Origin of the sequence: Streptomyces sp. NPDC016845, from assembly GCF_044332585.1 — a bacterium.
GTDB lineage: Bacteria > Actinomycetota > Actinomycetes > Streptomycetales > Streptomycetaceae > Streptomyces.
This window is the reverse complement of the sequence record NZ_JBIRPI010000054.1, coordinates 1-12,860: the sequence shown is the minus strand read 5'-3', so window position 1 is coordinate 12,860 and position 12,860 is coordinate 1. Positions and strand designations below refer to the sequence as shown.

Sequence of the window (12,860 nt, the reverse complement as noted above, 5' to 3'; positions counted from 1 at the left end):
CTACAGCAATCTCGTCCGGAGTCACACACTCTCAACGCCACACCGCGCTGAAAGGACACGCACCACAACAACCGACCTGACCAAGCCCTACTAGTCCCGGGACCAAATGCGGGCGGCCACCTTCATGAGCAGCCCGCGGGCCGTATCCCGGTCGGGGTAGGGGTCCTGGCGTGGCGCCACGGTGCGCGCGACGCCCCGGTGCCGCCGTGCGGGCGTCGGAGACGCTGTGCGCTCCGGTAGGGCCACCTCCGGCGTCCCTCAAGCCCCACCCAAGAGGGGCGCTCACTGGCCCCCAAGCTCCGATGCGCCCGATCTGCACACCTTTAAGGACACCAGCGCGGCAGACAGGCCGTTAGAACGGCGCCTGTGGCTTCGAGTGGAGCAGGTGAGTCCCGCGTGATCCTCGTGTCCAAGTGGCCGAGGACCTCCGGAGGCCAACCACCGAGGGGCGGAGGCGCGCCTCCAGGAGCCCACCCGCGGTCCACAGGCCGTGCGCGGTAGGAGCCCTTTCTTTGGGGGCCTATAAACAGGCGGTGTCACGGCGTCGACTGGTAGAGAATCGGTGGGTCCGAAGATCACGGTGGAGGGGGCAGTCGTGAACGTGATGCGCTTCGACGCGGAGGCTGGCGAATTCGTGCTCGGCGTCCGGGAGGAGAGCGTGCAGCTCCTGCGGGGCATGGGCACGATCTGTCTCCAGGTGGGGCTGGAGGTGAAGGCGCCCATCTCGACGAAGGCCGGCAGGGTCCTGGCGCTGCAGATCGACCTGTACGGGATCGCCAACCCCTACCAGCGGACGCTCGTCGGAAGGTGGACGGAAGTCCTCGCATTCACCCCTGAGACCGGAGTCGAGCGCCCGGTCCTCAAGTTCCTCCTGACCTCGGCTCAGCTCCACGCCATCAACGAGGCCCGCGACGGCGACCTCCGAATGGAACTAGAGGTCACCGGCACGCTTCCCCAAGCCCCCGGCTTCCCCGGCAGCACGACGGAGGTCCTGCACTTCAGCGTGGCAAAGAGCCGCTGGATCGAACAGGTCACCGCCCTTGGGCCCGCGGTCGCGTTCGAGATGCAGGTCCCGTTCCCGCTGGAAGACGACCCCCGCACGATGCCCGCCCGGTTCTTGCGCGCTGCCCAGCGACGACTTCTGGACGACGACATCGACGGCGCGATCCTGGAGGTCCGTCGCGCGCTGGAATGGATCAAGGACCATAGCGGCTGGAAGTGGCCCGGAGGCAAGGACAGGTTGCAGCGTACGCAGGACGAACGCTGGGCTTGGATCCGCTTTGCCGTCGAGGATCAGACGAGCGCAGCAGTACACAAGGACGCGGTGACGTCGGCATTCACCTACAGCCGGGACGAGGCGAAAGCGCTGATTGCCATCGCCGCAGCGCTGTTGACGGTCGTGGATACCCCGCTCTGAGCAGGCGGTCATGTTCCAGCGGTGGTCGCCACCTCGAGGTCGGCCACGACCTGTGTCACCGGTGTAGGAGGGCGGGGTGGTCAGGGGGCGGGCGGGTAGTGGACGGTGGTGGTGGGGCAGTGGGTGGCGAGTTTGTGCAGGGCGTCGGCTTCGGCGGGATCAGCGGCCAGGTCCCAGCGGAGTTTGGTGGCTACCCAGGTTGCGGTGTAGGTGCAGTGGTAGGAGTGGTCGGTGGGCATCCACTGGGCGGGGTCTTTGTCGGCTTTGGAGCGGTTGGAGGCGGCGGTGACGGCGATCAGGGTGTCGGGGCTGGTCTGGTCGTTGGCGTAGGCCTCGCGCCGCGCCGGGCTCCAGGGGGTCTGTTCGGAGTCGTGGACCTCGGCCAGGGGCACGAAGTGGTCGACGTCGAGCCGGGCCGCATCGTGCACGGTCGCATGGTCGTAGGCGCTGTGCCAGGTGCCGCCAGTCAGCTTGCAGCCTGCTGTGATGTGTGGGGCCTCGGCGGCCTCGGCGATGATGACTTCCTTGCGGGTGTTGCAGCCGTCGTGGGGGTCCAGTCCGCGGTTCCAGTGTTTGTACAGGCCGCGCTGGTAGCCGTCGCGGTGCTCGGGCGCGACGGACAGCCGTTCGACGGCGGCGAGGAGCGGCAGGTGTACCGGGTCCGCCGGGCTGCTGGTGCGGGCGGGGGCGTGGGCGGCAGGGGCGGTGGGCGGTCCGGCCGCCGCGAAGCTGGGGGCGGGGGCGAGCAGGGCGAAGGCGGCCAGGGCCGGCGTCCACGGGTGCAGGTGGTTCGTCACGCCTCGCCTTGTACCGGCGCGCGGTTCGGTGCCGCAATGCGGTGAGGGTGCGCGTCACCTGCGCGGCCGAGCCGCTTCACTGCAGAAACGATCCGGGCACGCAGTGCAGCGCTGAGTTGTTGACGGGGTGCGGGAGGGCCAGCCGGTCACAGCCGGCCGGGCTCGGGCCCTGCATCGGTAGCCGCCTCTGCATCGTGGTGGTGGGTCTTGGTGTAGCTGCTTTTTGTGTCGCGTTGTCAGTTCGGTTTAATAGAGTGGTTGTTCGGGTGTCGGGGGCATCGAGGGGAAGGGATGCACGGGGGTGGGTTACACGATTCCGGGCTGGCTGGACGACGTCCTGGACTTCATCGGCATCAATTTCCCGAACGTGGACGAGGACGACTACCGCGAGATGGCGACCGCTATGCGGGACTTCGCGGACAAGTTCGAGGGCCATGGCGCGGACGCGCACAAGGCGTTCTCACGGATTCTGTCCTCCTCCGAGGGCTGGGCTGTGGACTCCATGGAGAAGCACTGGAGCCAGGTCAAGGGCAGTCACCTGGAGAAGCTCCCCGAGCTGGCCCGGTTGTTCGCGGACGCCTGCGACGTTCTTGCGGACATCATCTTCGCCATGAAGACCAAGGCTGAGATCGAATTGGCCGTCATGGCGGGGTCGGTGGGTATCTCGGCGGGCCTTGCGGTGGTCACCGGCGGTCTGTCCGCACTGATCGGCGCGGCCGAGGTGGCGGCCATGCGGGGGGTGGTCAAGCGGATCATCGACGAGGCCGTCGACCGGATTGTCGACGAGGTGATAGCCAAGGTCACCGAACCGGTCAACGCGAAGATGGAGGCCATGGTCGAGGACATGGTCCTGGACCTGGCCGAGGGTGCGTTCTCGATGCAGAACGGGGACGGAGCGGGCGGTGGGAGGGGCGGCCACGGAGGCATGCAGCTTGCCTCGGCGAGCGGTGTCGGCGGCAACGGTGCCAAGGTCACCCGCATCGACCATTTCGAGTTCGAGGAGGGTGCGGGCAAGGTCTCGGCGGCCGGCGGCGAGCTGCGGCTGAACGCCGCGGCGCACCTGACCAAGGCCAAGTCGGCCTTCGGCCGCAGTAAGAGCCGTGACCCGTTTACGCAGGCCTTCGACAGCGTGCTGCACGGAGCGCTCAAGGGAGCCGACAAGGCGCTCAAAAAGATCGCCAAGCATGTCACGGAGACCGTGCCGGACCGGGTCAAAGCAGCGTCGAAGACCCACAAGCGCAAGGACCACGACGTCCGCGACGACGTCAACAGAATCGACGCGAAGAGGCAGAAGACCGATCCGGAAGTCCGGATGTATCTGCTGAACGCTGATGGCTCCGTGCACAACCTGCACCCCGACGGCACCACCAGCCCGGTGAAAGCGAATGACAATTCCGGTATACGCAACATCATGGAGCCGGACGGCACGGTCTGGCGGCCCAAGCCGCGCGAGAAGCACCCCTGGGGAGTGCCGCGAGGGTACAAAGGGGCCAAGGCCCAGTCGCGGAAGATCCAGCCCGGCAGCACGGACCTGTCACGGGCAACGGAGATCGCCCGGTTCGCCAAGGGCGATTACCGAGGCACGAACTTCGCCGCGGCCCGTTACATCGACCCGGAGTCGCAGCAGGAGATCATCCTTGTCGGAGACAGCGAAGGGCCGCACTCCGAACGCACCATTGGATATCCACTGCTGCGGCATGGCAGACAGCACGGTCTGACCGAGCTCTACACCGAACGCGAACCCTGCCAACTGAGCCCCAGATGCGATGCCTGGCTGAAGCTACACTTCAGCGACGACATCCAGGTCACGCATGCCAACGACTACGACCAGACAGTCAAGGGCCACTCGCGCGACGCCGAACACCGAAAATACATGTCCGACCTGGAGCGGCGCCACAAGGCGCAGGGGCACCCGTAATACCGACCTGACGAACGGCTTTTCCGCATGCTCAGCAACATTTCTCCCCAGACGCTCATCGACGCGTTCGGGATCGATCACGTCGCCTACTACGCCACCCCTGAGCGCTCCCGCCTCCACGAAGGAACCGGCCGGTTCCTGGCCACTACGGGGCTGCCCATCAGTAGGTGGTTCAGCCCGCTGGACGACCTGGAGGGGCGGGAGCAGATCACCGACGAGCCCTCCCTGAAGGCGCTTTTCGAAGAGGTCGGCGACGCACTGCCCCAGGGCTGCGAGGACTGGGAAGTCCTTGGGGAGTTCCTGTACTCGGTCATGGCCATCGACCCGTCGTCGGGAAAGGTATACGAGTTTCCCGAGGGCGAGGAGGAGTTTCATCTCATCCATGCCGACGTCTCCTCCCTGGTACATGCCCTCATCGTTCTCCAGGAAGCCGAGCGGGACTTCAAAAGCGTTTCTGACCGGCCGGACTATGAGGTGCACGCGGCCATCACCGAGCAGATGAAAGCCGACATCGTCGCCGTCGACCCGACACCGTTCGCGAACGAGGCAACCTGTTGGAGCAGGCTCCTTGAGGAGATCGCTACCGGCATGTGGGGGTAAAGAGCCGCCCAGGCTGCCAGGAGCCGACGCGGCTGACCGTCAAGGACACGGTCCAACTGAGCCCGGCCGGGCACGATTCCTGGACCGTCCCGGGCGGCTCGCTGCTGTTGATGCTGGAGGGCAGTGATGTGGAGTGCGCGGAGGCCGGTGCGGTCGACCATCGGCCAGGCCCCGTGCGGCCTGACGGCCCTGCCCATCAGGCGTGGGCGCAGAAGTCCGGGAACAGTCACCGGTCCGGCTCTTCTCGCCCTTGGATCGGGGGAGACGGCCGGGACGGCGAGCGGTGTGCGTAGCTCGTCGGTCCAGTCGCTGTGTGGCTTTCCCTGCTCGGGCATATCCAGAGGCGGGGGGTGCCCCTATGCGTTTGGGCAAGGGGCGAGGGCCAGTAGGTTCGTATGGTTGAGGGCGAGTGCTAAGGGGTGGGGGCGCATGAGCGAGAGTCAGATAACGATCAAGCTCACGAACGACCAGGCGTTGGTGTTGTCCGACTGGCTGGAGAAGCTCCAGATGACGGACCTCAGTCGTGTCATCGACGATCCGGCCGTGTGGTCACCGATCCATCGGATCGCTGGAACGTTGGACAAGACGCTTCCTGAGCTGTTCGCGGCGGACTATGGCCAGCGGCTTGAGGCGGCTCGTCAGCGGCTTCGGGCTGAGAACGACTGGGCAAGCTAACTTCTCAGCCGGTCGCGGGGTTGGTGGTTGGTAGAACGTGCCGTCGCGGAGCATCGCGAAGAGGACGTCGACCCGGCGGCGAGCGAGGCAGAGGAGGGCCTGGGTGTGGTGCTTGCCTTCCTTGATCTTCCTGTCGTAGTAGGTGCGGGAGGCGGGGTCGGACAAAGCGGCGAACGCGGAGAGGAAAAAGGCCCTCTTGAGCTCGCCGATCGCCACATCCACATTACGTGGATCCTCCCGACCTGGGGAAAGGCCGGTGGTCATGCCCCTAATCAGCGGTCAGTCAGCGCCTCCGGAGCTGGTGACACCACCCCCCGGGCCATGCACTCGACAAGGAGAAGTAGTCATGCCAACTCCGACAGCCGGAAGCCCCGTTGCAGGACTACAAAAACGGTAATGGGGGGGGAGGCAATGCGGTGTACGCGGGAGCCGCGACCTTTCCGAAGGACTCATTCCCGACTGTGTCATCGGCTCCGTCCTCGTCTTTCCCCAGAGCGACAACTGACAGCGTCATCCCGGGTGAAGGCCGGATCGCGGAGAAGGCGCGGGTGTGACGCTTGCTCGCCGTTGCGGGATGTAGGGGGACGAAGCGATGCCGTAAACACCGGCTGACGAGGTGGCCGAAATTAGCGTTCCGTACTGGGATTGCCTTGGGTAGTTCCTGAAGGGGCAGTGCATGCGGTAGCGCGGAAAGCGCCGCAGATATCGCCAGCCCGTTCGGCAACACAGCTGCTCAACAACAGAGTTACCTGCGGATTGGTGGTTGACGTTCCAGGGTCAACGGTGTGGTAAATCGCTGCGTGGAGTCGCCGTTCCTCCGGGTGGACCGGTGGGGGAGGGCGTGCCGGATGGCCGGTTTCCACTGTTGAGCGGTTCATGCGAAAAGCGATGAGTGTGAATGCGGTGCTCCTGGCGGTGCTGGCGTCGACGGTCGGTCTGGCCGCTCCGGCGTCCGCGGCGGGCTATCACTGCCGGACCTCGAGTCACTCCCTGGACACCCCGCAGTACAGCGGGCCATGGGCCGATAACTGGGACGTGCACATGACACTATGTGCGAAGCGGAGGCACGGCTGGGTGTACGCCTACGCCCGGGTGCGCTGGGACGGACCCAACGGGCAGCTGGGCGGCGGCTTCATCAACGACGCCTACGTCCGCGTCCAGGTCAGGCACAAGGCCCACAACTTCCACGGCATCACCGACCGGTGGGACTCCTCCAACCACAACGGTGACTACAACGGCTCGTACACCACCGGCGTCGTCAAGTGGAAGGGACGGTCCAAGAGTGTGGCCGCCGGGTCGCTGAACATCGACTGGAAGAACCACGGCGACGGCCGCACCGGCTACGCCAAGACCCGCTTCCGGTCCTCGCCGCGCGTCTGAACGCGCGACAGACGCTGGCCCCCGGACCCGCTCCTCCTACCTACCCTCTACGGGCCGCGGCTTCCCACCTCGCTGGGGAGTCGCGGCCCGTGCCACTGTCGCACGGCAGGCACGAAACCCGGCAGCCGGGGGACATGACGGAGAAGGTGTGGCGCTCTTGTCATGGCAATGAGTTGCGTGGCGGCCGTGCCGCACTGCGCTATGGTCGGCCGTCCTAGACAGCTGCTGGGCCTTGTGGTCCCCGGTCGGCGCAGGGTGAGTTCGGTGCAGCTGTTTCAAAGCACCCGCCCACTTCGAAGGGCTCTTCTGCCTTTCGGCTTCACCGCCGCAGGCGCTCGCCGCCATCGTCCGCAGCTGCCAGGCCCCGGGGTACACTGCCCCGTTCTTGCCCCGCCCTGACCGGAGGTCATCTCAGTGTTCCCCGCACGGTTACTTGCCGTTGCCCCGCTGGGTCTGGTGATGCTCGCCCTGTCCGGTTGCTCTTCCTGGGGCTGCACCGATACGACGGCGGAGCGCGGTAAGGCGGGTGCCAGGGTGCGCGTCGTGGATACGGAGGGGCAGCCTCTCGGTGTGACCGCTGTGGTTGTTGACTGGAGCCTAGAGCCCCATCCGCAGGCGCCCTCTGCAGGTGACCAGGTCCACTTCCGCTTCCGCTTCGACGGCGCCGATGAATACTCGGACCCCGCAGTGGATGCCTGCGCGGTCGACAAGAAGCGCGTGACGTTGGGGTGTAAGACGGTCTACTCGTCCCGGGCGTTCGGACCGCGCGACTCTCCCCGGACGGGCGACGACTGGCTCGCCGTCGAACTCCCTGAGCAGGTTGCCGGGGTGCTGCTGATCCCCAATGACCAGTCCCACGACCGGCGGACCTGCGAAGCGGACATCAAGGACGGCGGCGGGACGCATCCTGCGGAACCACCCAGCAGGGGGGACCAGTTGTAGAGAGGTCACGGTGGTTGAGCGCGAGGCTCGGGTCGGCCAGCGCCGCGGTGTTTGCGTTGTTTAGCGGTTTGATGGTGCCGCCATTGCCCCGTGCGATCTTGTTGCGGCCGCTCCGGGTTCTCAGAATCGGCCGCCGTATCGGTTTTTCGATCGCTCGCCGGCTACCTGCCGTCGGCGAACCTCTCCAGCATGGTGGTCCACTCCAACTCGTCTTCGCTGAGGGGGAGGTCATCGAGGGCGTTCACCGCGTCGCGGAACCGGTTGGCGAGCGCGTCGGTGTCGCGTCCCTCGCTGTATGTATCCCCGGTCATGCACCGCTTTCGAGACTGAGGCCGTCAACTCACCTCCACGCAGGCACAGTTCCTTGACCGTCACCTGGGTGTGCGACCGTTTGTGCTCGTCCACGTTGATGGTTCTCATGCCGTCCTCCACCGGGTTGTCCGGGACAGATCCTGCAGGGGGTGCGTCGGACGAGAGCGCACTCGCCTGGGCTGCCGCGTACAGCGCCCGTCGCTCAGGGTGCGAACCCGAGTCTGCAGGGCCCGTGAGGGCGGAGGGCGGGGTGACCGCCAGCGGGATGCTCCTGGCGTGCGCCTTGCGCAGTGTCCTGATCTTTAGTGTGGTGGGGTGTGTAGCGGTCCGGCGGATGGCGAAGAGCACAGCGAGGGGTTTTGCGGCCAAGGCAAATTTCGGGATAGGACGACCGCCAGGACTGTTCGGGGAAGGCAAGCCGGGGCGCATGCGGATCTGGACGTCCCTCCCTGGTTCAGGGCCGGAACGCGAGCAGTGCCTGGTAGCGGCGCTCGAAGCCGGAGGCGAGGGTTTCGGCGCGCTCGACGTCTGCTGCCGTGGGCCGTTTGTTCGCGGCCCTGACGTCGTCCTGGGCAAGCCGGTCGAGTACTTCCGCGGTGGTCGGCGGCCGGCCGAGGCGCTCGCGTTGCTCGGCCCAGCGACGGTAGATGCGCTGTTCGATGGCGTAGCGGCGCAGGGTGGCCGGGCTGACATGTTGTCCGGCGGTGCTGTGAATGCCGTTTGCGGCCAGGTGGTGAGCGAGTTCCTCATAGGCGGTGGCGCCTTTGGGTTCGGTGGCGTGGGTGGTGACGTAGTCGCGGTAGGCGAGGAAGTAGCGGTCGGGCAGAGTGAGTTTCGGGGGCGTCCCGTCTGCCATCCCTCCCGTCTCGTCGGCGGCGGTCGTGCTGGACGCATCTGTGGGGTGGTGCGGTGCGTCGGCCGATGGGTGAGCCGCGCCGTTGTCAGGAGTAGGGACTTCAACGCGTGCTTGTCGCGGCAAGTGAGGTGTGTCGTGGGTGCTCGAACGCGCCGTGAGTGCGTGACGGTGTTCGGCCGATACCGGGGCGGCGTGCCGGGTCGCCGGCTGCGGTCGGCCGTTGAGGCCTGCTGCGGTCGGCGGTGTCTGTTGCGGTCGTTGTGCGGGTAACCGCGCAGGGCGCGGACGGCCCATGTCCCGGTCGAGCCGTGCTGGCGGGGGAGAGGTGGCCGGCGGCTGGGAGGGCGGGGTGGCCGCACCGTGCCCTGTGTGCCGTACCACCCGGTGCTGGTCCGTCGCCCCGTTAACCGGGACCGGCTCAAGTCCGGCCATGATCAGAGGCTGCTCCTGGTTGCGGTCCGGGTCCCCCTCAGCCGATGCGGCTGCACCCGCCGGGATCATCTCCCACGTCTCCGCCGGTGACGGCGCCGGGGGCAGCAGCTGCGGCTCGATACCGGCGGCGGCGAGCCCGGCCAGCGCGGTCTCGGCCAGGGGCACCCCGTAGCGGGCGAGCCGCAGCGGCGTCAGCGACTCCACCGGGGCCTTGCGGCGCCAGGCCCGGCCGAAGCGGGAGCGCAGGCGGGCCTGGTAGACGAGGCGCTCCTGCTCCAGCTTGATCACGGCGTCGTAGGAGCGCAGCTCCCACAGCTTCATCCGGCGCCACAGCAGGAACGTGGGCAGCGGCGAGAGCAGCCAGCGCGTGAGGCGCACGCCCTCCATGTGCTTGTCGGCGGTGATGTCCGCGATCCGTCCGATCGCGTGCCGCGCGGCCTCCACGGCGACGACGAACAGGATCGGGATGACGGCGTGCATGCCGGTGCCCAGCGGGTCCGGCCAGGCGGCTGCGCCGTTGAACGCGATGGTCGCGGCGGTCAGCAGCCACGCCGTCTGGCGGAGCAGCGGGAACGGGATCCGGATCCAGGTCAGCAGCAGATCGAGGGCGAGCAGCACACAGATGCCCGCGTCGATGCCGACCGGGAAGACGTAGGCGAAGTTCCCGAACCCCTTCTCCAGGGCCAGCTCGCGGACGGCCGCGTAGGAACCGGCGAAACCGATCCCCGCGATGACGACCGCACCGGCCACCACCAGACCGACGAGGATGTGTTGGGGCCGGGTGAGGCGCGGGGACGGTCGCCCGGCTGTCACGGTCACGGCATTTCCCTCATTGCTGGTGCAGGCGGGAGTCAGCATCACAGCGCATCGTGGAGCGGCTGTGCTTTCGTCGTTGAGCGCTGGTACGTGACGTGCGGTGGTTCGTACGCCACACCGCACCTCCCTCCCCGTCGTGAGGACGCGGGGGCCACCGCGTCGGCTGCTGTGCTTGTCAGTCGAGCTGTACGGCGCTGTTGCCGTACTGGGCCGACGAGCATTCGTGGCGGTTACGCTACGCATGCAGATGCAGGGGCATGCTGCAGGCGTCTGTGCAGCGTGCTCTGCGTTGACGTTTGCTGCGTTGTGTCGCTGCCTGGAAGGTGCGCACGCAGCGGGTGGAGAACCACCCGGCCTCGTGGTGAGGCGTGTTGACGTCTATGGACGCAACGGGAGCAGCCATCCTCGACGGCGTGCCCGACCTCGCCCGTCCGCGGTCCGGACGGGCCCCCGATGGTCAACACGCGGCGCGATCCCACGCGCGGCACAGGGAGACTCGCGCGGCGCGTTGGGGACGATGACCAGGTCGACGCCGTACTCGGCGAGCATGCGCATGTGCGCTTCGGTCACGGCCCGCGCGGTCGCCGTCCGTACGGCTATCTCAGCGTAGGACGGGAGCGACCAGCGGCGGCCGGCCTTGTCGACGAACGCCCGGATACCGGCATCGGCGAACTGCCGCCGTGTGTCTTGCACGGTCTGTCGGCGGCTGCCGGTGCCGAGCAGGGGTGTAGCGGCGACGCGTGCAACGAGGGCCCGGAAGGTGTCGACGACGGCGCGCAGGATGCCGCGGTGCGTCGCGGTCACGACGTCGACGGCCTCTTGTGCGAGGCGGTCGGCGGCCCGCGCGTTCGGCAACCGGTCGTCCACCAGGTGGCGGCCCTCGTCGCATAGACACCGATCTCGGCGACGGCGGCACGGTGCCCTACGTTGTAGGCCTTGGCGACCGCGTCGACCACGTCGAGGGCGGTCGCCTTGGCCAACTCGTCGACAACGGCCTGTGCACTGCGGCGCAGCTGCTGTACGGCGCTCGGCTTAACCTCGGCCCATCCGGGCGCTTCGAGACCGGCGGCGAGGTGGCGCGCGATGATGTCGAGTAGCCGTTCCTCGGCTGCGCATATAGGTCACACGTACCTGCGAATTCTTCGGCCATGCCAGGGTGAACGGGCAGCTCCTCCTCGCCTGTAACAGCGTCAACTACTACCGCACTGATAGCGTCGGTGAGGAAACGCAATCCTTCTCAGCTTTTCTTTGCGCCCTGTCTCCTGGGAATCGTTAGCTATATCGGATTGGTAAGGGTTCAGGCATCATCGTGCGAGACGTGGTCGTTGACGGGGGAGCGTAGATCGCTATGGGGTTTTTCTCAAGTGCGCCAGTGTGGGTAGTTAGTTGCGTGGTGGGCGTGTTGCTCTGCACGTACGCTGTACTGCATTTAATGGCCGTATTTCATCATGACTCGGAACGCAGGAAGGAGGCTTTAACTTTACTTTCTCTGCATCGATTCTCTCGGTCGACGGGAGAGAATCCGGCACCGGTCAATGGGGGTGAACGATGGGTGGACGATGCTGCTCAAACCGGCGAAGCGCCTCCTGTCTCTAGGTCAGGATGGCTGCCCGGCATCGGGCAGACTTTGACAACGGAAGATGGGGTGGTGTACCGGGCGTACGGGCATGTGCATATCTTCCGCACGGAAGGATGGGTGGTGTTGCAGGTGGCTAGTGATGTCGACCCCGAGTACCTGAAACTGCGAGATGCCGCCTTGATCACCATAGAACGAGAGAAGCCAGACAAGCTCGTCGTTGACCTGTCGTCGGCGCCCTCGCTCAACTCTATTGCGCTTGGAGTGCTAGTTGGAATTTTGCAGCGCAGTCGAATAAGGGGTATAGATTTCCGCCTGGTACTCAGCGGTGAGGACTTTGTGAAAGTCTTCAGAATTACTGGACTGAATCGCATATTCCTTCTATTTGGCAGCCTTGAGGATGCGATGGTTCATGGCGAATAATGAGCGATGGAATCTCGGCGGTCGATGCGTCCAGGGGATACGTTTCTCCAGGGTCTGCCATGTCTGCGGCGCCGGTTTCGCGTAAGACCGCGGCGCCGTTGAACGCGATGGTCGCGGCGGTTAGCAGCAGATCGAGGGCGAGCAGCACACAGATGCCCGCGTCGATGCCGACCGGGAAGACGTAGGCGAAGTTCCCGAACCCCTTCTGAAGGGCCAGCTCGCGGACGGCCGCGTAGGAACCGGCGAAACCGATCCCCGCGATGACGACCGCACCGGCCACCACCAGACCGATGAGGAGTCGGTGGGACCGGGTGAGGCGCGGTCCGCCCCGCCGAGGCGGCGGACCGGTTGTGGATCGTCGACGGCACCCTGGTTCCGGTGCGGGACCGGCGTGTCGGTTCCTCCAGCCGGAACTACCGGTTCTCGGCGAATGTGCAGGTCATCGTCGATGCCGACACCCGCCTGGTGACCGCTGCCGCCCGGCCGGTGCCGGGCACCGCGGACGCGCACGCCTGGCGCGACTCCGGGCTGGCCGCGCGCTGCCAGGGCGTCACCGTCCTGGCCGACGGCGCCTACCTCAACTGCGGCATGGTCACCCCGCACCGCAAACGCCCCCGACGTGCCCTGTTGCCGGGCGAGGAGGACGACAACGCCGCCCACCGCAAGGTCCGCGCCCGGGTCGAGCACGTGATCGGACGGATGAAGAACTACAAGAT

General features: G+C 66.5%; 11 protein-coding genes and 3 pseudogenes. 8 read left to right on the top strand and 6 right to left on the bottom strand.

The features are described from left to right. Nucleotides 1-595: 595 nt before the first annotated feature. Nucleotides 596-1,417 (top strand): hypothetical protein, encoded by an 822-nt coding sequence (locus tag ACH4RC_RS41995; protein ID WP_398210312.1) that lies wholly within the window; start codon nt 596-598, stop codon nt 1,415-1,417. An 80-nt stretch (nt 1,418-1,497) separates the two neighbouring features. Here ACH4RC_RS41995 and ACH4RC_RS41990 read toward each other — a convergent pair whose 3' ends face one another. Beyond that, on the bottom strand, nt 1,498-2,214 hold the full coding sequence (locus ACH4RC_RS41990; protein WP_398210310.1) for an HNH endonuclease family protein: 717 nt from the start codon (nt 2,212-2,214) through the stop codon (nt 1,498-1,500). Nucleotides 2,215-2,515: 301 nt separating this feature from the next. On the opposite strand from ACH4RC_RS41990, the gene ACH4RC_RS41985 reads away from it, so the two are divergent. The 3 genes from ACH4RC_RS41985 (at nt 2,516) to ACH4RC_RS41975 (ending at nt 5,407) form a co-directional block, all read left to right on the top strand. Then, nucleotides 2,516-4,132 carry a nucleic acid/nucleotide deaminase domain-containing protein gene (locus ACH4RC_RS41985; RefSeq protein WP_398210307.1) on the top strand — a complete coding sequence of 539 codons (1,617 nt, stop codon included), beginning with the start codon at nt 2,516-2,518 and terminating at the stop codon, nt 4,130-4,132. Between the two features lie 27 nt (nt 4,133-4,159). Continuing rightward, entirely contained in the window at nt 4,160-4,732 is a 573-nt protein-coding gene (locus tag ACH4RC_RS41980) for an SUKH-4 family immunity protein (protein WP_398210304.1), read from the top strand. 429 nt (nt 4,733-5,161) lie between these two features. Next, nucleotides 5,162-5,407, top strand: coding sequence for a hypothetical protein (locus ACH4RC_RS41975; protein ID WP_398210302.1), 246 nt, complete (start codon nt 5,162-5,164; stop codon nt 5,405-5,407). Nucleotides 5,408-5,413: 6 nt separating this feature from the next. Here ACH4RC_RS41975 and ACH4RC_RS41970 read toward each other — a convergent pair. Next, nucleotides 5,414-5,608, bottom strand: a pseudogene (locus ACH4RC_RS41970) (IS110 family transposase); the annotation flags it as partial. Nucleotides 5,609-6,295: 687 nt separating this feature from the next. Between ACH4RC_RS41970 and ACH4RC_RS41965 the strand changes: the two are divergent. Next, nucleotides 6,296-6,787: a hypothetical protein gene (locus ACH4RC_RS41965; protein WP_398210299.1), complete on the top strand. Its 492-nt coding sequence runs from the start codon at nt 6,296-6,298 to the stop codon at nt 6,785-6,787. A 459-nt stretch (nt 6,788-7,246) separates the two neighbouring features. Then, complete coding sequence (locus tag ACH4RC_RS41960; protein ID WP_398210318.1) at nt 7,247-7,729, top strand: hypothetical protein; 483 nt, start codon at nt 7,247-7,249, stop codon at nt 7,727-7,729. A gap of 161 nt (nt 7,730-7,890) precedes the next feature. On the opposite strand, the gene ACH4RC_RS41955 is transcribed toward ACH4RC_RS41960, so the two are convergent. The 3 genes from ACH4RC_RS41955 to ACH4RC_RS41945 all read right to left on the bottom strand — a co-directional run bounded on the left by ACH4RC_RS41955 (nt 7,891) and on the right by ACH4RC_RS41945 (nt 11,012). Further along, nucleotides 7,891-8,040 (bottom strand): hypothetical protein, encoded by a 150-nt coding sequence (locus ACH4RC_RS41955; RefSeq protein ID WP_398210297.1) that lies wholly within the window; start codon nt 8,038-8,040, stop codon nt 7,891-7,893. Nucleotides 8,041-8,495: 455 nt separating this feature from the next. After that, on the bottom strand, nt 8,496-10,142 hold the full coding sequence (locus ACH4RC_RS41950) for a DUF2637 domain-containing protein (RefSeq protein ID WP_398210315.1): 1,647 nt from the start codon (nt 10,140-10,142) through the stop codon (nt 8,496-8,498). Between the two features lie 381 nt (nt 10,143-10,523). Beyond that, nucleotides 10,524-11,012, bottom strand: a complete 489-nt coding sequence (locus tag ACH4RC_RS41945) for a phage minor capsid protein (RefSeq protein ID WP_398210295.1) — start codon at nt 11,010-11,012, stop codon at nt 10,524-10,526. Between the two features lie 481 nt (nt 11,013-11,493). Here ACH4RC_RS41945 and ACH4RC_RS41940 point away from each other — a divergent pair, with 481 nt between their 5' ends. Continuing rightward, complete coding sequence (locus tag ACH4RC_RS41940) at nt 11,494-12,144, top strand: STAS domain-containing protein (RefSeq protein ID WP_398210293.1); 651 nt, start codon at nt 11,494-11,496, stop codon at nt 12,142-12,144. A gap of 88 nt (nt 12,145-12,232) precedes the next feature. On the opposite strand, the pseudogene ACH4RC_RS41935 reads toward ACH4RC_RS41940, so the two are convergent. Then, nucleotides 12,233-12,436, bottom strand: a pseudogene (locus tag ACH4RC_RS41935) (DUF2637 domain-containing protein); the annotation flags it as partial. A gap of 32 nt (nt 12,437-12,468) precedes the next feature. Here ACH4RC_RS41935 and ACH4RC_RS41930 point away from each other — a divergent pair. Then, nucleotides 12,469-12,860 (top strand): annotated as a pseudogene (locus tag ACH4RC_RS41930) (transposase family protein); the annotation flags it as partial.